A 20178-nucleotide genomic window follows, 5' to 3' on the forward strand; every position below is an offset into this window, starting at 1 on the left:
CCTATGTCGCTCAGCCCCGTGCTGGAAACCCGGTCTGGAGGTCACGCCACGACCCCTGTTCGCTCCTCAGCGACCCCCGTCACGGCCCCCCTCCCGAGCGCGGCCGTGCCGACCGACGCCGCGCGCCTGTTCAGCCAGCCCCTGGCCCCGTTGGCGACGGTCTGTTCGGTGCTGTTGCTGACTGTCTTCTCGGTTCAGTTCGGCCGCTCTTCCGACGGCATCGTCGTGATGTGGCTGGCCAATGCCGTCGCGGTCGCGGTCTGGCTGAGAACGGGACGCGGGGCGTCGTTCGACGTCTGTTTCGGCGGGCTGATGGCCATCGCCATCGCCAGCGGCGAAATCCTGGCGGGTCACACCCTGGCCAATACCGTGATGCTGACGGTGGTGAACCTGTTCGAAATGGTGGCGGGCGTGACCCTGGTGCGCCGGTTCGCGCCGGACATCTCGCTGCAGACGGTCAGGTCGACCTTGCGGCTGGTCGCCGTGGTCGCCATCGCCGCGCCCCTGATCGGCGCCGCCGCGGGCGCGGTGGTGTTCTCGGTGATGCGCGGCGCGCCCTTGCTCCAGAGTTTCCAGGTCTGGTGGTTCGGCCATGCGCTGGCGATGATGCTGGTCGTGCCGCTGATCCTGTCGATCAACCGGCAATCCTTCGCCATCGTGAAGCAGCCCTTGAGGATGCTGGAGTGGACGGTCCTGCTGGGTCTGCTCTTCGCCGTGGCCTATGCGCGCTATTTCCACGGGGTGACCTTCGTCGCCTTCTTCCTGAACATGCTGATGGTGGTCATCGCGGCCAGGCTGCGCATGGCCGGGGTGACGATCGCCATCCTCGGCTCCTGCATCCTGATGTTCATGGCCATGCTGCACGGCCATCCCGGCGCCGTGGCGACCGTGTCGGCGATGCAGATCCTGAACGCCCAGCTGATGATGATTTCCGTGGTCCTGCCCTTCATGCTGGCGGCGGCCCTGCTGACCGAGCTGGATGGTCTGTCGGCCAAGGCCAAGGCGGGCCAGAAGCGGGCTGAACTGGCGTCGGAGGCCAAGTCGCGCCTGCTGGCCAACGTCGCCCATGAGATCAAGAGCCCTGTCGGCGGCGTCATCGGCATCGGCGAACTGTGGTCCAGCGGCCAACTGGGCCCGGTCAACGCGACCCAGAAGGAAATGGCCGAGATGCTGGTCAAGACCGCGCGTCAGGTCGAGGCGTTGGCCCATGACCTGCTCGACGTGGCCCGCGCGGAATCCGGCGCGGTGAAGGTCGAGCTGCGCCCCACCGACGTTCTGGGGCTGGTCGAGGACATCCGTCGCGCCACCGCGCTGCGGCCCGAGGCCCTGAGCCTGAGGCTGGAGGTCGTGCGCGACGGCGAGGGTCTGGTCGCCCTGGCCGACTCCCAGCGGCTCAGCCAGGTCATCGACAATCTGGCCACCAATGCGGTCAAGTACGGCGGCTCGGGCGGGGTCGTGACCTTCCGCGTGGCTCGTGTGTTCGAAGGCGTCAGGATCGAGGTCACTGACCGCGGTCCGGGCCTGACGCCCGAGAAGCAGACCCAGCTGTTCGAGCCGTTCAATCGTCTGGGCCTGGAGCGATCCACGGTCGAGGGACACGGCATCGGCCTGGCTCTGGCCAAGCGGCTGATCGAGCTGCAGGGCGGCGCCATCGGGGTGGAGTCCGTTCCCGGCGAAGGCGCGACCTTCTGGATCGAGCTGCCGGCCGCCTGAGGTCGTCGCCCCAGGTCGCCTGACCGGTTTGCGGTCTTGCCGTCCGTCCGCCGAGAGGCGATGGTCCGGCCCATGAAAATCGCCGCCCGTACCCTTAGCGTATCCCTGCTGCTGGCCTGCGCCGTCCCGGCCCTGATGACGGCGCCCGCCCTGGCCCAGAGCAGCGGGACCCAGACGACCTCCAGCCTGAATTCCGCGCCGGTGCGCGCGACAGGCCAGACGGCGACGCCCTCCACGACCCAGACGCCTCCTGGTCAGCGGCCGGGCAGCGACCTGACCCGCAGTCTGAACGGCGGCGCTCCGGCGCGGTCCGACTATCTGACGCCGCCGCCCGCGACGGTTCCGAATCCGGCTCCGGCGACCACAGCGCCCGTCCGGTCCCCGACGCCGGCGCCCGCGACCACGGCGCCGACGAGGAGCGCGCCTGCCACGACGGCGCCTGTCCCGCGCCCTGCGGCCCCGACGACAGCGGCGCCCCGTTCCACCGCCCCGGCGACCGTTCCGGCTCCGGCCGCGCCGCGCACGACGCCGCCAACCGCGACGCCCGCGCCCAGCCGGACGCCTGCCACCACGGCTCCGGCTCCGCGCACGACGACGCCCCAGCCTGCGCCAACACGCACGCCGCCCGCTCCGACCCGGGCGGCCCCCACGACGACGGCCCCTGTGACGACAGCTCCCGCGACCAGGGCTCCCGCGACGAGAGCCCCCGCGACCACGGCGCCCGCCGTAACGCCACGGCCGACGGCCCCAATGCCGACGCCCGGGCCGACGCCGGGGGCCGGTGGGCGGATCTATGCGCCGCCGGTGCTGCCGGGCAGCCAGCCCCAGCCCCAACCTCCGGTCTCAGCCGCGCCGGCGCCCACGCCGGCTCCGGTCGAGCCCGCGCCTCAGCCGCCGGTGACGACCACCCTGGGCGCTCAGGCCGTGGCGGCCCTGCCGTTCACCGTCGAACTACCGCAGGGCTTCCGCATCACCACGGGGCGGCCCGGGCCGGACTTCAACGTCTATTCGATCCGGCGTGGCGACGAGGAATTCGCCATGGTCTATGTCGGACCCTCGTCGCAGTTCCCCATCTATGACGGGCAGATGGTCCAGGCCGGGGGGCGCGCCTCGATCGTGGTCACCGAGAACGGCCAGAGGCACGCCATGGAGCACCTGTTCCAGCGCGCCAGGGCCCCGAAGGAAATTCACGTCTGGGTCTCCAGCCTCGAAGGCGCCGACGAGCTCCTGGCCGAACGCATCGCCCAATCCGTCGACGCCAAATAGGGGCTAGTCTTCCGACGAGGGCAGACCTTCCGACCAGACCGCAAGTTCGCTTCCCGCCGGATCGCGGAAGTGGAAGCGCCGCCCGCCGGGGAAGGCGTAGATCGGCTTGATAATGACGCCGCCCGCCGCCTCGACCTTGGCCTGCATGGCCTCCAGATCGTGGGCGTAGAGCACGGGCAGGGGCTGCGGGCTCGCGTCGCCCTCATGGCCGTTGAAGCCGCCGTCCAGACCCTCGCTGAAGGCCGCATATTCGGGGCCATAGTCCTGGAAGCGCCAGCCGAAAGCGGCGCCATAGAAGGTCTTCACCGCCGGGACGTCGGTCGCGGGGAATTCCAGATAGTCCAGCTTGCCGTCTTCGCGCATGTTCTCGTTCCGTTCCGAAAAAGCCGCCGAAAAGGGGCTTGCCACAGGGATCGCTCGCGCGCAATCTTGAGAACTATTCGCAGTCGCAGAGTCGCCGTGATGATCGTGCTGGCCACCGGACCCCACGCCCTCAGTCGTCTCATGGAGGCGGACCGGACGGCAGGCTGCGGGGCCAGCCTGCCGCCGAAAGATCAGGCCAGCTCGACGGCCATGGCCACGGCCTCGCCGCCGCCGATGCACAGGGACGCCACGCCCTTCGTCCCGCCCCGGGCCTGAAGCGCGCCCAGCAGGGTGGCCAGGACGCGGGCGCCCGAGGCGCCGATGGGGTGACCCAGGGCCGTCGCGCCGCCGTTCACGTTCAGCCTGGCGTGGTCGATGCCCAGCTCCTGCATGGCGATCATGGGGACGACGGCGAAGGCCTCGTTGACCTCCCACAGATCGACGTCCTCGACCGACCATCCGGCCTTCTTGAGCGCCTTCTGGATGGCGGGCACGGGGGCGGTGGTGAACAGGCCCGGCTCGTGGGCGTGGGCCGAATGGCTGACCACCCGGGCGACGATCGGCAGGCCCATGGCCTTGGCCACGCTCTCGCGGGTCATGACGAGGGCGGCGGCGCCGTCCGAGATCGAGGCCGAGGAGGCGGCGGTGATGGTGCCGTCCTTCGCAAAGGCCGGCTTCAGGCCCGGGATCTTCTCCGGCATGGCCTTGCCGGGCTGTTCGTCCTCCGAGACGGTGACGGTTCCCTTGCGGCCCGCGACCTCGACCGGGGTGATCTCGGCCTTGAAGGCTCCGCTCGCGATGGCGGCGACGGCGCGGTTCAGGCTCTCGACCGCATAGGCGTCCTGGGCCTCGCGGGTGAACTGATAGGTCTGGGCGCTGTCCTCGGCGAACGAACCCATCGGCTTGCCGGGCGAATAGGCGTCCTCCAGCCCGTCCATCATCATCGAGTCGACGATGACGTCGTGGCCGATGCGGGCCCCGGCGCGGTGCTTGTTCATCAGGAAGGGGGCGCCGGTCATGGATTCCATCCCGCCCGCGACGATGATGTCGGCGGAACCAGCGGCGAGGCTGTCACTGGCCATCATCACGGCCTGCAGGCCCGAGCCGCACATCTTGTTCAGGGTGGTGGCCTCGACCGATTTCGGCAGGCCAGCGCCGAGCGCCGCCTGACGCGCCGGGGCTTGGCCGAGGCCGGCGGGCAGGACGCAGCCCATATAGATCTGGTCGATCTTGTCCGGGGCGACGCCGGCGCGCTCCACCGCAGCCTTGACGGCGGTGGCGCCCAGTTCGGTCGACTTCACGCCCGCAAAGGCGCCCTGGAAGCCGCCCATCGGCGTGCGGGCGAAGGAGACGATGACGACAGGATCGTTTGAAGCGGTCACGGGGGATGTCCTTGCGGAGAAGAGTTGGGGCCTAGATCGTCGGTCTGGCGGTCGGGTTCAAGCGCTGCTGCGTCGGGCACCGCCAAAGCGCCGCGGGGTCAAGACTTTGTCTTCAGGTGTCTGCTGACGGACGGGGCGGTCGAACCGGCGCCAGTTTGCGCCTCTGACGACCCAGGGCGAGGATACGACCGTCGCCGCTGCGCACGATCAGGTCGTCCACGGTCCAGCCGCCGCCGAGGTCGACCAGGGTGAATTCGAAGAAGGCCCAGCCGTCGGGCGCGGTCTCGGGCGTCAGGTCGGCGATGAAGTCGTAGCGCAGATCGACCGTCGCCATGGCCAGCGGTTTGGTGATCGCTGTCCAGGCCGGGGGATAGAGGGCGTCCATCAGATAGCAGAGGCGCGCCTCGTCCAGCGGGGCGCCGTCATTGGTGCGCATCCACAGCCGTTCGCCCGCCTTGTCGCCCGGCAAGCCCTGCAGCAGGCTGGGGCCGGTATCGAGGCGATAATCGACATACCGGGAGAAGCGCGGCGCCAGGGGGCCGTGCAAGGTCCGTTCGGGGCTGATGCTGTCGAGCAGCGGCGGGGGAAGGATCGGACCCGGCGTGACCGGGGCATTGCGGTCGTCCTGACCATAGGTGGCCTGGGCGTGGTGGGTGAGGCGCTCGCCCTGACGCACGTCCAGCCCGGCGAAGGCCGCGCTGCGTCCGCCGCGCATCAGCCGGGGCGTGAAGACGATGGGGGCGTCGTAGGCGGGCGCCGCCAGATACTGGATCGACAGGCTGCGTAAGGGGGCGGTCAGCTCCAGCCCCTGACGCAGGGCGTTGGCGCACAGGGCCGCCAGCAGGCCGCCGAACGGAAAGCCCTTCTCAGGCGGCATGGCGATGGGGCCGTTGGAGAACTCGCCGTCGACCGCGCCCATCAGCCCCTCCGGGCCGGGCGTCAGGATCAGGGCGTCGGCGAGGGAGGGCAGGGTCATGACAGGCGGATTAGCGTCCAAAGGAGACGGGCGGAAGACTGGCCTCCGCCCGCGTCAGTCGAGGAATGCAGGAAACGCCGCGAAACCCGATGAGGATTTTGCGCCACGTCCGTTGCGAAACAAGACTGACGCAGAGGGTTCGGTTTGGCAACCCACTTGCAAAAACCCTGACGCGAGGTCACCTTCCGCCTATGGGCCGTACCGCAGACTATTCAAAACAAAGCTGTTCCATCGCCGCGACGCTGGAAGTGATCGGTGATCCGTGGACCCTGCTGGTGATCCGCGACGCGTTTCAGGGCCTGACCCGCTTCGAGCAGTGGCAGGAGCGGCTGGGCGTGGCCCGCAACGTCCTCGCCGCCCGACTGAAGACCCTGGTCCAGCACGGGGTGCTGGAGCCGCGTCTCTATTCCGAACGGCCGCCGCGCAACGAATATGTTTTGACCGCCAAGGGCAAGGACCTGTCGGCGGTGCTGGTGACCCTGCACGCCTGGGGCAACAAACACGTCTATGGCGACACCGACAGCGGCGTGGATCTTGTCCACAAGACCTGCGGCCACACCCTGAACCCCCGCATCGCCTGCGCCCATTGCGAGGAGATCGTGAAGGGCCGCGACATCGTCCTGACCCGCAAGGCCAACCGCCCCACCGTCGGCGACGTCATGCCGAAGGATGTGACGGCGGACGAAGAGGCCGCCTGACGCTTTCAGCGTCGGCTTTCAACCGGAGTTTCCATGACCCAATCCCTTCCCGCGACCGGGCTGCAGCTCCGGTCGTTGATCACGGCTGACGGACGGCTGGAGCTGTCGCTGGCCGAGGTTCCGGTCGCCGCGCCGGGGCCCGACGAGATCGTGGTGCAAATCCAGGCCACGCCGATCAACCCCTCCGACCTCGGCCTGCTGGTCGGGGCGGCGGACATGAGCACGGCGCGCGTTGAGGGCGAGATCACCGTCGCCGATGTTCCGGCTCAAGGGATGCGGGCCATGGCGGGCCGCCTCGGCGACTCCATGGCCGTCGGCAACGAGGGCGCGGGGGTGGTGGTCGCGGCGGGCGACAGTGCTGCCGCCCAGGCCCTGATCGGCAAGACCGTCGCCATCCTCGGTGGCGAGATGTACGCCCAGTACCGGACGCTGCGCGCCGACGCGGCCCTGCCGCTGCCCGCCGACGCCACGGCGGCCGACGGCGCCTCCTGCTTCGTTAATCCGCTGACGGCGCTGTGCATGGTCGAGACCATGCGGGCGGAGGGGCACACGGCCCTGGTCCACACGGCGGCGGCGTCCAACCTCGGCCAGATGCTCAACAAGCTGTGCCTCAAGGACGGCATCGGACTGGTCAATATCGTGCGCAGCGAGGCGCAGGCCGGGATTCTGCGCGGGCTGGGTGCGGCCCATATCGTCAACTCGACCTCGCCGGACTTCATGAGCGAGCTGATCGAGGCGCTTGTCGCGACCGGCGCCACCCTGGCCTTCGACGCCATCGGCGGCGGCAAGCTCGCGGGCCAGATCCTGACGGGGATGGAGGCCGCGGCCAATCGCACCGCGACCACCTACAGCCGCTACGGCTCCTCGGTGCACAAGCAGGTCTATATCTACGGCGCGCTGGACACGAGCGCGACGGAGCTGAACCGGGCCTTCGGCCTGTCCTGGGGCGTCGGCGGCTGGCTGCTGACCCCGCGCTATGCGGGCCTGCCCGCCGAACGTCGCGGCGCCCTGCGCCAACGGGTGGTCACTGAGCTCAAGACCACCTTCGCCAGCGCCTATGCCGGCGAAATCTCCCTGCGCGACGTGCTCAGGCCTGAGGTCATCGCCGTCTACAACCGCCGCGCCACGGGCGAGAAGTATCTGATCAATCCGTCGCTGGACTGACGCGCTGGCGCGCGGGCCTCAGGTCGGAAGCGCGATCTGCTGGAGGAGGGCGTCGCGCTGTTGTTGGGATGCGGTGCGGCGACGGGCGATCGCGCCGGTGCGGTCGGCCAGGGCCTGGGCGCCTTCGTCGTCGCCCTGGGCGATCTTTTCGGCCAGTTGGTCGAGGAGGTCGGCCATCTCGCGCTCAATGCCGGCGCCCTCTTCGAAAGCGGCGCGATAACGGGTCAGGAACTCCTGCTGGGCCGGGGCGGCCAGACCGGGATTGGAGCGCTGGTCCTCGTCCTGTTCCCGGGCCGCCTGTACGATCCGGTCGGCGTCGAGCCGGATTTCGGCGGCCGAGGCGTGGATGGCGGCGGCGCGGGCCGGCCGGGTCAGCGGCGCCTGGCTCCACAGATCGCGGAAGTGGCGGTACCACTGGGCGAGGGCCTTGTCCGACTGGATGTTGGAGGCGTTGACGAACCGCTGAACTCCGCCGGGTGCGCTGGACGCGTCCAGCATGGCGCACTCGCTGTCCAGCAGGGCGATGACCAGATCGATCCGGGCGAGATTGAACGCCTGTTCGGGATCCCGGGAGGCGACGGCGGCGCTGATCGCGGCCATGAAGTCGGCCGACTGGTGGTCGGTCATCTCCATGAAGGCGGCGTATCGCGCCGGCAGGCTCTCGATATGGGCCATCGGGCCGGCGAGGCCCTCGCGCACGTCCGGGCGGGCCAGCAGGGCGGGGTTGGCCGCCAACGGGGGTACGGGCGGGATGGCCGCCAGCGCGGCGCGGTCGCCGGCCAGAAGCGCCTGCTGCTCCGTCTTCCAGCGGGCCAGGAGCGCCTCGGCCCCGGCCTTGTCGCCGGACAGGGCCAGCTGCCGGATCGGCAGGGCGGTGGGGCCTAGGCCCACAAGATGCTGGACGCGGGCGGCGAGGATCTGATTGTGCCGGGTGCTCCAGCGCGAGGTGTCCGACAACCATTGGCGCACGGCGACGAGATCCTGTTCGGTCTCGACCTGCGGTCTCGGGGCCGGTTCAGCGCGCACCGCTATCGGCGTCGCCAGCAGAATCGCGGCCGCACAGGCCGCGCCTTTGAAATATCTCATGAAGTCCCCCCGAACGTTTTTGATTGACCAAAGGGGTGCCTGAAACGGCAGAGCTTGTGAAGGCTCGTTCAACTCACGCGCGCAAGGTCTGAACGACGAAAGCCGGCCCCGCGTGCGCGGAACCGGCTCCCGTCATCCCTTGACGCACACCACCTGACGCAGGGTGTGCACGACCTCGATCAGGTCGGCCTGGGCCGCGACGACGGCGTCGATGTCCTTGTAGGCCATCGGCGTTTCGTCAATCACCTCGGCGTCCTTGCGGCATTCCACGCCTTCGGTCGCGCGGACGTGGTCCTCGACCGTGAAGCGGCGCTTGGCCTCGGTCCGGCTCATCGCCCGACCGGCGCCGTGCGAGCAGGTGCAGAAGCTTTCCGCATTGCCCTTGCCGCGCACGATGAAGGACTTGGCCCCCATCGACCCGGGGATGATGCCCAGTTCATCCTGCTTGGCCGACACCGCGCCCTTACGGGTCAGGTAGACGTCCTTGCCGAAATGCCGCTCCTTCGAGACGTAGTTGTGGTGGCAGTTCACCGCCTCCTGCGTCGTCTCCAGATCGGGCCAGATCGTGCGCAGCACGCCCAGCACCTGGTCCATCATCACCTCACGGTTGGCCCGCGCGTACTTCTGGGCCCAGGACACCGCCCGGACGTAGTGGTCGAAGCCGTCCGTCCCTTCCGGGAAGTAGGCCAGGTCCTGGTCCGGCAGGTTGATGTGCCAGCGGCGCATCTCGTGCTTGGCCCGTTCGATGAAGTAGCTCCCGAACCGGTTTCCCACGCCGCGCGACCCGGAGTGCAGCATCACCCAGACGTCGCCCGCCTCATCGAGGCAGAGCTCGATGAAGTGGTTGCCGGTCCCCAGCGTCCCCAGGTGGCCGAAGCCACGCGGGTGGGCCGCCTTGGGATGGGCCTCGATCACGGCGTCATAGCCGGCCTTGAGGTCGGCCCAGCGGGTCACGGCCGAAGCCGGGGGCTCGCCGGCCCAGGCGCCCTTGTCGTTGCGCCCGCCGTTGTCGGTCCGGCCGTGCGGAACGGCCGCCTCGATGGCGGATCGGATGGCCGACAGGTCGTCGGGCAGGTGTTCGGCGCGGATCGAGGTCCGCACCGCCATCATGCCACAGCCGATGTCCACGCCCACGGCGGCCGGGATGATGGCCCCCACGGTCGGGATCACCGACCCCACGGTCGCGCCCATGCCCCAGTGCACGTCCGGCATCACCGCCACGTGTTTGTGAATGAACGGCAGCGAGGCCACGTTCTTCAGCTGCTTCAGCGCCGCATCCTCGATGGGCACGCCCCGGGTCCAGGCCTTGATCGGCACATGGTCCGGGTTTTCGATCACGTCATAGCCACGCATGGCGGACGTCTCCTTTTCTGTCTTTCGATCCTCCAGGACCGGACGGAGAACTGTCGCTTGCGGATACAAGAAACCCCTCCGGCCGGTGGCGGGAGGGGTTGCTGGAAATCCGAAGTCTTGCGGCCTTCGTTCCTGCTACGCCTCCACGCACGCGCCACAACCCTCGACCAACTGGCGGTCGAAGTTCATGGGCAGATACGAGGTGGCGACTTTCAGAAACATGGTTCGCTCGTCTTCGGAGGCGGCCTGATACACAGATCGGCGATCCGTGACCAGCCCCCTCTCAACCGATCTCGTCGGCGCGGGTGGCGATCAGGGGGATGACGATCTCCTCCTCGTCGTGGAGGTGACGCAGGACGCGCGGGCCCATGGCGTCGAGCACGTCGGCGAGGCGCGAGGCATTGTCGGCGGCGCCGGGCGCGTCGGTCTGGATGTCCTGATGGAAGGCGATGGCGGCCTGGAGCAGGGCTTCGAGGTCGGCGTGGACCGCGTCGTGGTCGCGGTCCAGCAGATCGACGCCGTGGGCGATGCGCGGCTCGACGCGGCGGAAGATCGGGAAATACTGCCCGCTCTCGATGCGGTGGTGCATGTCCAGATGCTGCAGGAACTGGTCGACCGAAGGGATCAGCCGACTGTGGAGACTGCGCAGGTCCGAATGGCCGCTCCGCCAATGATCGGCGATAGCGACCATATGGGCGTGGTGGCGGCGAAAGTTCTCGTGCACGCCCAGCCAGAAGCGCGCCATCTCGGCCAGGGTGGGCTCGCCCCAGCGCTCGCGCGGATAGTCGGCCAGCAGCACCTGCATGTCGTCGGGCAGGCCGGCGCGGATCGTCAGGTGAAGCGGATCACCCGCGGGTTCAGACAACGGCCGTCGTCGTCTGGATGAAGCCGCCGCCCAGCAGGCGGTCCGGATCGGCCGGGTCGTAGAGGGCGCAGGCCTGACCGGGGGCCACGCCTTCCTCGCCCGTCTCGAAGGCCACGCCGACGACACCGTCGGTCAGGGTCAGCCGGGCCGGGGAGGGCGGACGGGTCGAGCGGACGCGCGCCAGCACGGGCGTTTCGGCCAAGGCCGCCGCCTGGATGTCGGCCTCGTCGCCCAGCCAGTTGGTTTCGTCCAGCGTCAGGCTGGCGGTCAGCAGGGCCTCGCGCGGGCCGACGATGACGCGGCGAAGCGCGGGATCCAGCTTCGTCACGAACAGGGGCTCGCCCACGGCGACGTTCAGTCCCCGGCGCTGGCCGATGGTGTAGTCGGTGATGCCCGAGTGATTGCCCAGCACCCGGCCGTCCATATGCACGATCTCGCCGGCCTCGCGTCCCTGCGGGCGCAGACGGTCGATCAGGGTGCGGTAGTCGCCGGACGGCACGAAGCAGATGTCCTGGCTGTCGGGCTTGGCCGCGATCCTGAGGCCCAGTTCGGCCGCGACGCCCCGCACCTGAGGCTTTTCGAGCCCGGCCAGCGGGAAGCGCAGATAGTCGAGCTGGGCCGGGGTGGTGGCGAACAGGAAGTAGGACTGGTCGCGCGAGGGGTCGATGGCCTTGCGCATCTGGGCGCGGCCGTCCGGGCCGACGGCGCGGCCGACATAGTGGCCCGTGGCCATGGCCGCGGCGCCCAGGTCGCGGGCGACGTCCAGCAGGTCGCGGAACTTCACCGTCTGATTGCAGCGTATGCACGGCACCGGCGTCTGGCCCGCCAGATAGCTGTCGGCGAACTGGTCGATGACCGCGTCGCGGAACCGGCTTTCGTAGTCGAGCACATAATGGGGGATGCCCAGGGTTTCGGCGGCCAGGCGGGCGTCGTGGATGTCCTGACCGGCGCAGCAGGCGCCCTTCTTCTTGAGCGCCGCGCCATGGTCGTAGAGCTGAAGCGTGACGCCCACGACGTCATAGCCCGCCTTGTGCAGCAGGGCCGCGACCACGGTGGAGTCCACCCCGCCCGACATCGCCGCCACGATCCGTGATCCGACCGGCAGCCCGACCGCCAGACGCGCGGCCTCGACCGCCTGATCCATGTCAGCGGGGGCCATGTCGGGAACGGGGCAGAAGTCTTCAGCCAAACTCATCGCCGCCATCTAGTGCGGAACCGGGACAATTTCGAGGTCTGGACCTCAGGTGACCTCGCAGTGTGTCTTTCGGGCGCCCCAAACGACAACGGCCGCCCCCGTCGCCGGGTGCGGCCGTCCGTCTTCCCTTGATAGGGAATGCCTTAGGAGCGGTAGCTCTGGATCCGCGTCGTGCGCAGACCCTGCATGCCCCATTTGTCGATCGCCTTCTGCCAGGCGATGAACTCTTCCGCCGTCAGGCGGTATTGCGAAAGGGCGTCCTCAAGGGAGAGGAGGCCGCCGCGAACGGCGGCGACGACCTCGGCCTTGCGGCGGATCACCCACCGGTCGGTATTCGCCGGCGGAAGGTCCCGCAGCGTCAGGGGCGTGCCAGTCGGTCCGACCACGTATTGTTCGCCTTTGTTGTTCAGGCGTCGCTCTTGCAACATGGGCTTTTGCCTCATCACCAATCACCGTTGATGAGAGAATAGCCGGGTGCACCTAAAGGCCGTTTAAGCGTCGTGGTGAAGGAAAGGATAAAATCCAGTCCGTCCACGGAGCCCGTCAGGCCAGTATTTAAGCGACGATTCATTGACACTAATGATTAACTACTGACCGATCAGCGTTTGACGTTGATCAGCTCGGCGAGCATCTCATCTGCGGTGGTGATGATCTTGGACGAAGCGGAGTAGGCACGCTGGGTGGTGATCAGGCCCGTGAACTCCGCCGAGAGGTCGACTGTCGAGGCCTCCAGCTGGGAGGCGCCGATAAAGCCCGCGCCGCCGCTGCCCGGGGCTTTCAGGTTGTAGGTGCCCGATCCCTGGCTGACCTTGAAGGCGTTGCCGTTGGCGGGGGTCAGGCTGTCCGGGCTGGTGAAGGTGGCGATGGCGACCTGGGCGATCTTGCGGGTCACGCCGTTGTCGAAGATGGCGGTCACGAAGCCGTTCTCGTCGATCTCGATGTTCGACAGGTTGCCGAAGGCCGTACCGTTGGTGACCACGGCCTGGACGACGGAGTCGGAGTCGTACTGGGTCAGGCCGCCGGCCGAGGCGTTCAGGTTGAAGGTCAGGTTCTGGTTGTCGATGCCGAGGCCGTCGGCCCATTTGATCTCGCCGGCCGCCGGCGCCGCGGCGTTGGAGGCCTGGAAGGAGATGGTGGCGTCATTCACGTCGGTGAACAGGGCCGCCGAGCCCAGGGCGGTCATGGCGTCGACGTCGAGGCGGCCGTCCTGGGTGAAGGCCACCAGGCCGCTCTTCAGCAGACCGTTGGTCAGGGGGGCGCCGGTGATGACGTCACTGGCCGGGACGGCGCGGATTTCAGCGTACCACTGGTTCGGAACGGAGCTCTTCAGGAAGGAGACGGCGACGGTGCGTTGGCCGCCCTTGGAGTCCGAGACCGGCACGGTCATCTCGAAGTCCGGCTTGACCCCGGTCAGGGTGTCCGGATCGTACATGGCCATGGAGTTGGTGGTCGGGTCGTAGCGGCCGGCGCCGGCCGGATCGAGCGGGTCCGCGGCATAGGCGGCGGCGGCCTTGGCCTCGGCCGAGACCGGCTGGCTGGACTTCAGGTTGGCGTTCAGCTGGGCGCGGGTGGTGGCCTCGGCGGTGCCGCCGACCGAGCCGACATTGATCGAGCGCAGGCGGCCCAGGTCCGACGGGTCGGTGTTCAGGTTGCCGTTGCTGTCGACCGGCCAGCCCTGCAGGTACAGACCGGCGGTGTTCTTCAGATAGCCGAACTCATCGACGCGGAAGGCGCCGGCGCGGGTGAACAGGCGCGGATCGGTCGGGTCGAGCCCTTCCGCCTTCTGGGTGGTGACGAAGAAGCCCGAGCCCGAGATGCCGAGGTCGGTCGACTCGGTCGTGCGCTGCAGCTGACCGCCCTGGGAGATGTAGTTGCGGGTGTTGGACAGGACGCCGCCCGCCGAATAGCCGGCGCCGCGCGTCTGGCTGTTGACCACGGTCGAGAACTCGCTGGACACGCGCTTGTAGCCGATCGTGTTCACGTTCGCGATGTTCTGCGAGATGGCGGCCAGGGCGGCCGAGTTGGCCGAGAGGCCCGAGACCCCGGCCAGAAGGGCGCTGTTGATGCTCATGGCGTGTGTTCCTTGAAACTAAACTGTGGAATGTCGGGGAAGAGGGGTCAGGCGTCGGTGGAAGGGGTGTCGGTCGTCGTGCCGGTGGCCGCGGCCGCCTTCTGCTGCAGCGAGATGACGGTGCTCAGCGGAATGATGGTGTTGCCGACGTTCAGGTAGGGGACGTTGTTGTAGAGCTCGACGCCGTTGACGGTGCCGGTCATCAGGACCTGGCTGGTTTGGGCATTGCCCGAGGCGTCCGTGGCGGCGACCTTCAGCGTATAGACCCCGCCGTCCGACATCTGGCCGCCGGCCGTGGTCTTGCCGTCCCAGGTGAAGTCGTGGGTGCCGGTCTTCAGCTCGCTGCCCTTGCCGGTCCAGACGACCTTGCCGGTGCTGTCCAGAACCGACAGGTTAACGTTGGCCGCGTCGGCGCCCAGCTCGTAGCTCCAGCTGGCCTTGCCGTCGGTCAGCTTGTCGGCCGACCAGACGGCGGTGATTTCCTTGCCGATGTAGTTGGAGCCGTTGGCCAGGCCGCCGCCGTTCTGGGCCGCGAGCAGGCTGGTCAGCAGGTCGTTGGTCAGCAGTTGCTGCTGCACCCCCGTCATCTGGGTCAGCTGCTGGGTGAACTGGGTCGAGTCCATCGGCGACAGCGGATCCTGGTTCTTCAGCTGGGCGGTCAGCAGGGTCAGGAAGGTGTCGAAGTTCGTCGCCAGGCTGGTCCGGGCGGAAGCGGAGTTCGCGGCGGCTGAATCGACTGTGGTGACGGCTGCAACCATCGGATCAGACTTTCAAATCCACGCCGCGAGGCGTGAGGGACAGGGAAACCCAGGCGGCGGGAATGGCGGGGACGGCGTCGGCGACGTCCGAGACGCGCGAGGCCGAGGCGAAGGCGCGGCCCTGACGCTGTTCCGAACCCCGGTCGTTGCCGTTCGAGGACGAGGCGTCCTGCTGGGTGAAGCTGAGGGCGTCGTCGGTCAGGGTGAAGCCGGCGTCCTGGAGCTGGCCGCGCAGCTCGTCGGCGCGGGCGCGCAGATCGGCGGCGGCCAGGGGATTGTCGAAGGCCAGTTGGGCCGTCAGCCGTCCCTGGGCATCGATGTCCATGCTGACGTTGACCTTGCCGAGCCCTTCCGGCGTCAGACCCATCTCGAAGCGGGTCGAGCGGCCGGCCAGCTGGCGGGTGATCTGGGCCGCGATCTGGACGGTGGTGTCGATCGTGGCGCGCGACAGGCTGGACAGGTTGACGGCGGCGGGCGTCGCCGGGGTCGAGGCGGTCTGGGCCGTGACGCCGGTCTGGGCCGTCGGGACGGCGTCCGGACCCAGCGCCTGGGGCAGGGGCGTGTCCTGGGCCTGGGCCTGCATCTGGGCGGCGAAGGTCGAGGTGGCGGCGGAGGTGGCGGTCGGGGCGGCGGGCGCGGCGTTCTGAGCCGGGGTCTGGGTCCCAGCCTGATCCGCGCCTTGCGAAACCGTTGCGGCCTCCGGGGCGGCTTTGGCGACCCTTCCGTCGGCCTCGGCGCGAGCGGAGGCGGCGTTGGACACGACCTCGCCGCGCAGATGGGCGGGCAGGCGGGGCGCGGGCTCGGCCGGGGCGGCTTCGGTCGAGGCGACGGCCTTGGCAGCGGCGTCGCTGGTCAGGACGTCCTTGGCCGAAGCGTCGGTCGCCGGGGTTTCGGACGCCGGCGCTTCCGCGATCACGGCTTTTGCGGCGGCTGCGTTCGGAGCGGCCGACTGAGCCTTGGCCCCGGCGGCGGGCGTCTCGGTGTCGGCCTTGGCGACGGCCACGGTTTCGGCCGCCTGCGCCTGCGGCTTGGCCTCGGGCTTCAGCGCGGCGGCGAGCAGATCGCCCACCACCTCGGCGACGGCCCCGGCCACCGGGCCCGCGGTCGAGGCGGCCGCCTGGGCGACCTCAATGGCGGCGGCGGCCGCGATCGCCGTGGCCTGGGTGGGCGCCGAAGCGGGCGAAGCCTCGGCTTCGTCAGACAGCGTCGAGGCCGGCGCCGAAGGGGCGGCGGCGGCTTCGGCGCCGGCTTGCGCCGGGGGCTGGGCGACGACCGGGGCGGGCGTTCCCGTCGCCTTGTCGCCGGCGTCCTGGGCCGTGAGCGGGGTCTGAACCGACGGCGCGATCGTCAGGGAGGCCTCGCTGTCCTCGGTCGAGGCCGCAGCGGCGGCGACACCGGCGGAGAGCGGGGCCGCGATCTGGGCGGCAGGTTGAGTTGAGGGCTGGGCCACCGGTTGGGCGACGGGCTGAGCCGCCTCATCGGCGGGCGCGTCGGAGGTCGAGACCGAGGTCTCCGCCTTGTCGGCCTCGACGGGCGCGGCCTCCGTCGCGGCGACGGTGGTATCCTTCGGTTCCGGAACGCTCTCTTCAGCGGCGTTGGCCTTCGCCTCGGCCCTGGCTTCAGCCTTGGCGTCGGCGCGTTTGGCGTCGGCCTGCTTCGAAGCGACCGCGGCCGCTGTCCGGCGATCCTGCACGGCTTCCTTCCGGGCGTCGTCCCGGGCGGCGGCCATCATCGCGCCGAAGTCGTCGTTCGCGGCCGAGGCGGCCGACGTCGCCGCCCGGGTCGGGGCGGGCGGAACGAGCGCGGCGATGGCGGGCGTGGAAACGGGCATGCGGGTGCAGGCGGCTCTGACGGTGTGAGGTCGGCGCCTGCTGCGCCCGGAACATTCGAAACCCCCATCGCAAAGGCCGGGCCAGTTTGGCTTCTGCCCGCAACATCATGAAAATGCTTGATAAAGCTGCAGGGGAGGCCAGGCGTCCCCGGCACGGCCATGGCCAAACTTGCCGCGCCTTCGCCGTTTTTTGCCCGGTCGGCACGGCATGGATTTCAGTTGTGAAGGACTGGCCCGCCGCTTGCGCTCCAGAGTCATCATGATTCAAGCGCGACACACGATTGTCTTTGGTTTCAACGCATTACAGATGCGAAGCCTTTTCGTGGCCGGGCAAGAAACGCGCCTCGGCGGGCAGGTCTTGCCGGGCTCCGCACGGATGAGGGGGGCTTAGACCGATGTCGCTGAGTTCGATCCTGAATATCGCCAACAGCGGTCTGGCCACCTCCCAGGCTCAGCTGCGGATCGTTTCCGACAACGTCGCCAACGTCAACACGCCCGGCTATGTCCGCAAGATCGCCGACCAGGTCGCCCTGACGACCGAGGGCGTCGGGTCGGGCGTCGATATCGCCCGCGTCCGTCTGGCCACCGACCGCTTCCTTCAGGCCGCCAGCCTGAACTCGAGCGCCGAGGCCAACCGCCAGGATGTGAAGTACGAACTCTACGACCGGATCCAGACCCTGTTCGGCGACCCGGGCGGCGACACCGGCTTCTTCTCCCAGATCGACGGGATCTTCTCCGCCTTCGCCGCGACGGCCGAGAACGCGACCTCCTCGCCGCTGCGTCAGGAAGCCCTGTTCAAGGCCCAGGCCCTGTTCGACGAGTCCGGGCGTATCGCCGGCCAGATCCAGTCGGTACGCGAGGACGCCGACGGCCGTATTCAGACGGCGGTCGAGAAGGCCAACGACCTGCTCAAGCAGATCGAGACCCTGAACACCGACATCGCCAAGGCCCTGGCCACCAACGGCGACGCCTCGGGCTCGGAAACGACCCAGGCGACCCTGATCGGCCAGCTGTCCTCGCTGATGGACGTCAAGGTCACCCAGAGGAACAACGGCGGCGTCACGGTCCGCACCAGCTCGGGTCTGCTGCTGGCGGGCGCCGGCGCGGCGAAGATCGAGTATCGCGCGGCCGGGTCGGTCAACGCCGAGAGCAAGTTCGACGACATCTACATCACCGAACCGGGCGGTCAGAAGCGCTCCCTGACCGAGGGTCTGGTCTCGGGCGAGATCAAGGGTCTGCTGGAAACGCGCGACATCGAGGCGCCCGCGGCGGCCGAGCGTCTGGGCGAACTGATGTCCCACGTCGCCGACGAATTGAACCGCGCCCACAACGCCAACTCCTCCGTCCCGGCCCCCACGGCCCTGACCGGCAAGAATGTCGGCCAGACCCTGGAGACGGCCCTGACCGGCTTCACCGGCACGACCAATATCGCGGTGACCAACGCCTCGGGCGTGATCACCACCCAGATCCCGATCGTCTTCTCGGGCGGGACCATGACCATCAACGGCGTCGCGGCGACGCCCGCGACATTCCTGACCACGCTGAACGCCCAGTTGGGCGGGGCCGCGACCGCCAGTTTCACCGACGGCAAGCTGAGCCTGTCGGCGACGGGCACGAACGGCGTCGTCATCGCGGACGACGCGACCTCGCCCAGCAGCAAGGCGGGCCGGGGCTTCTCCCACTATTTCGGGATGAACGATCTGATCACCACGGATCGCCCGGCGACCTATGACATCGGCCTGTCGGCGACCTCCCAGCACGGCTTCACGGCGGGCGAGACGGTGACCCTGCGCTTCGCCGAGCCGGACGGCACACGTTTGCGCGACCTGACCGTGACGGTGCCCGGTGGAACGGGCACGATGTCCGAGCTGCTGACGGCGATGAACAACCCCCTGACCGGGGCGGGCCGCTACGGGACCTTCAGCCTGGATCCCAGCGGGTCGGTTGTCTTCAAGGGCAATACCGATCCCGCAGCGACCATGAGCGTGATCAAGGACACCACGACCCAGGTGCCCTCCGGCGTCTCGATGACGGAGCTGTTCGGTCTGGGCGGCGGGGTCCGGGCCTCGCGCGCCGACGGGTTCAACGTGCGCGCCGACATCTCGGGCAATCCGATGAAGCTGTCGCTGGCCCAGTTGAATCTGTCGGCGGCGGCGGGAACGACGGCCCTGGCCTCCGGCGACGGCCGCGGCGCTCTCGGCCTGGCCGACGCCGGTCAGAAGACGGTCAACTTCCAGGCCAGCGGCGGCTCGGCCGCGGGCTCCCAGTCGGTGTCTCGCTACGCCTCGGACTTCTCGGGCGACATCGGCGCCCGGGCCGCGGCGGCCAAGACCCGCGCCGCCAGCGCCGACGCCGTCCACACCGAGGCCCAGACACGCCAGACGGCCTATGAGGGCGTCAATCTCGACGAGGAGCTGGTCAACATGACCACCTTCCAACAGTCCTTCAACGCTTCCGCCCGCCTCATTCAGGCGGTCAAGGATATGTACGACACGCTTCTGGGGATGGTCCAATGAGCCGCGTTTCGACCACGGGCAACTACCAGTCGGCCCTTCTGAACCTCATGTCGGCCCAGGCCCAGCAGAACGAGGCCCAGACACGGCTGTCGACGCAGAAGATCGCCACCGACATGAAGGGCTTCGGGCGCGGGGCCGAGAGCCTGACCGCCCTGAAGGCCGCGCAGAACCGGGTCCAGGGCTTCATCGACACCGGCACGGCGGTCGCCGACCGGCTGGAAAGCCAGGACCTCGCCCTGAACCAGGTCGGCGACGGCGTCACCGCCGCCCGCTCGGCCATCGGCAGCGCCCTGGCCACCGAGAATATCAACACCGTGATGCTGGAGCTGCAGGGGCAGTTCCAGTCGATCCAGAACGGGCTGAACGCCCAGCACCAGGGCAACTATCTGTTCGCGGGCTCGGATTCGTCCAAGGCGCCGGTCACCGTCTCGACCATGGCCGAACTGGCTGCGGCGCCCAGCATCGCCTCGACCTTCACCAACGACAGCCTGCCCCAGACCTCACGCCTGGGGGAGCAGACGACGGTGCGCACCGGCTACCTGGCCAATGACCTCGGTACGACGATCTTCCAGATCTTCAAGGACATCCAGGCTTACAACGACGACCCGACGACCGGCCCCCTGACCGGCAAGCCGACCGACGCCCAGAAGACCTTCCTGACAGCCCAGCTCGCCCGGCTGGATTCGGCCAGCACCGCGACCATCGAGGTCATCTCGCGCAACGGCGCCCTGGCCAAGCAGGTCGAGGCCACCAACGCCAGCCATGAGGCCCAGGTCGCCCAGCTCGGCGACATGGTCAACACCAAGACCGAAGCGGATATGGCCAAGGCCGTCACCGACATCCAGCTGGCCCAGCTCGCCGTCCAGGCCTCCGCCCAGGTCATCAGCCAGCTCAAGGACACCTCGCTGCTGAACTACCTGCGGTAGAGCGTAAGTCCTTAT

Annotated in this window: 18 protein-coding genes; 6 read left to right on the forward strand and 12 right to left on the reverse strand. The window is 68.9% G+C overall.

All coding sequences use genetic code 11. The features are described 5' to 3' along the window. Positions 1-105 precede the first annotated feature (105 nt). On the forward strand, positions 106-1713 hold the full coding sequence (locus tag ACW172_RS14225; RefSeq protein WP_492032091.1) for a sensor histidine kinase: 1608 nt from the start codon (positions 106-108) through the stop codon (positions 1711-1713). Between the two features lie 314 nt (positions 1714-2027). Here the strand turns inward: ACW172_RS14225 and ACW172_RS14230 are convergent, their stop codons facing one another. Beyond that, the gene (locus tag ACW172_RS14230) at positions 2028-2333 is read right to left on the reverse strand and encodes a hypothetical protein (RefSeq protein ID WP_492032092.1); all 306 of its coding nucleotides are present in this window, start codon (positions 2331-2333) and stop codon (positions 2028-2030) included. 130 nt (positions 2334-2463) lie between these two features. Between ACW172_RS14230 and ACW172_RS14235 the strand changes: the two genes are divergently transcribed. After that, on the forward strand, positions 2464-2979 hold the full coding sequence (locus ACW172_RS14235) for a hypothetical protein (protein WP_492032093.1): 516 nt from the start codon (positions 2464-2466) through the stop codon (positions 2977-2979). Between the two features lie 3 nt (positions 2980-2982). On the opposite strand, the gene ACW172_RS14240 is transcribed toward ACW172_RS14235, so the two are convergent. The 3 genes from ACW172_RS14240 to ACW172_RS14250 all read right to left on the reverse strand — a co-directional run bounded on the left by ACW172_RS14240 (position 2983) and on the right by ACW172_RS14250 (position 5700). Then, the gene (locus ACW172_RS14240; RefSeq protein WP_492032094.1) at positions 2983-3342 is read right to left on the reverse strand and encodes a VOC family protein; all 360 of its coding nucleotides are present in this window, start codon (positions 3340-3342) and stop codon (positions 2983-2985) included. Between the two features lie 191 nt (positions 3343-3533). Continuing rightward, complete coding sequence (locus ACW172_RS14245; protein WP_492034986.1) at positions 3534-4673, reverse strand: thiolase family protein; 1140 nt, start codon at positions 4671-4673, stop codon at positions 3534-3536. A gap of 163 nt (positions 4674-4836) precedes the next feature. Then, positions 4837-5700 (reverse strand): acyl-CoA thioesterase, encoded by an 864-nt coding sequence (locus tag ACW172_RS14250; protein WP_492032095.1) that lies wholly within the window; start codon positions 5698-5700, stop codon positions 4837-4839. A gap of 191 nt (positions 5701-5891) precedes the next feature. On the opposite strand from ACW172_RS14250, the gene ACW172_RS14255 reads away from it, so the two are divergent. Both ACW172_RS14255 and ACW172_RS14260 read left to right on the forward strand, forming a co-directional pair. Beyond that, positions 5892-6398: a winged helix-turn-helix transcriptional regulator gene (locus ACW172_RS14255; protein WP_492032096.1), complete on the forward strand. Its 507-nt coding sequence runs from the start codon at positions 5892-5894 to the stop codon at positions 6396-6398. A gap of 33 nt (positions 6399-6431) precedes the next feature. Next, complete coding sequence (locus ACW172_RS14260; protein WP_492032097.1) at positions 6432-7562, forward strand: zinc-binding dehydrogenase; 1131 nt, start codon at positions 6432-6434, stop codon at positions 7560-7562. A gap of 18 nt (positions 7563-7580) precedes the next feature. Here ACW172_RS14260 and ACW172_RS14265 read toward each other — a convergent pair whose 3' ends face one another. The 8 genes from ACW172_RS14265 to ACW172_RS14300 form a co-directional block, all read right to left on the reverse strand. Beyond that, a complete protein-coding gene (locus tag ACW172_RS14265; protein WP_492032098.1) occupies positions 7581-8648 on the reverse strand; it encodes a hypothetical protein in 1068 nt (355 codons plus the stop codon). A gap of 132 nt (positions 8649-8780) precedes the next feature. After that, on the reverse strand, positions 8781-10001 hold the full coding sequence (locus ACW172_RS14270; protein WP_492032099.1) for an RtcB family protein: 1221 nt from the start codon (positions 9999-10001) through the stop codon (positions 8781-8783). Positions 10002-10284: 283 nt separating this feature from the next. Beyond that, positions 10285-10866, reverse strand: a complete 582-nt coding sequence (locus ACW172_RS14275) for a hemerythrin domain-containing protein (RefSeq protein ID WP_492032100.1) — start codon at positions 10864-10866, stop codon at positions 10285-10287. Beyond that, complete coding sequence (gene mnmA / locus ACW172_RS14280) at positions 10859-12070, reverse strand: tRNA 2-thiouridine(34) synthase MnmA (RefSeq protein ID WP_492032101.1); 1212 nt, start codon at positions 12068-12070, stop codon at positions 10859-10861. Before mnmA ends, ACW172_RS14275 begins: the two co-directional genes overlap by 8 nt. Positions 12071-12204: 134 nt before the next feature. After that, complete coding sequence (gene sciP, locus ACW172_RS14285; RefSeq protein ID WP_207867961.1) at positions 12205-12489, reverse strand: CtrA inhibitor SciP; 285 nt, start codon at positions 12487-12489, stop codon at positions 12205-12207. Positions 12490-12659: 170 nt separating this feature from the next. Further along, on the reverse strand, positions 12660-14132 hold the full coding sequence (flgE, locus tag ACW172_RS14290; RefSeq protein WP_492032102.1) for a flagellar hook protein FlgE: 1473 nt from the start codon (positions 14130-14132) through the stop codon (positions 12660-12662). A 47-nt stretch (positions 14133-14179) separates the two neighbouring features. After that, positions 14180-14890: a flagellar hook assembly protein FlgD gene (locus ACW172_RS14295; protein ID WP_492032103.1), complete on the reverse strand. Its 711-nt coding sequence runs from the start codon at positions 14888-14890 to the stop codon at positions 14180-14182. 4 nt (positions 14891-14894) lie between these two features. Further along, entirely contained in the window at positions 14895-16721 is a 1827-nt protein-coding gene (locus ACW172_RS14300; protein WP_492032104.1) for a flagellar hook-length control protein FliK, read from the reverse strand. A 395-nt stretch (positions 16722-17116) separates the two neighbouring features. Here ACW172_RS14300 and flgK point away from each other — a divergent pair, with 395 nt between their 5' ends. After that, complete coding sequence (gene flgK, locus ACW172_RS14305; RefSeq protein ID WP_492032105.1) at positions 17117-19237, forward strand: flagellar hook-associated protein FlgK; 2121 nt, start codon at positions 17117-17119, stop codon at positions 19235-19237. Continuing rightward, on the forward strand, positions 19234-20163 hold the full coding sequence (locus ACW172_RS14310) for a flagellin (RefSeq protein WP_492032106.1): 930 nt from the start codon (positions 19234-19236) through the stop codon (positions 20161-20163). Before flgK ends, ACW172_RS14310 begins: the two co-directional genes overlap by 4 nt. Positions 20164-20178 lie beyond the last annotated feature (15 nt).

Source organism: Brevundimonas sp. ALps5 (assembly GCF_058681645.1).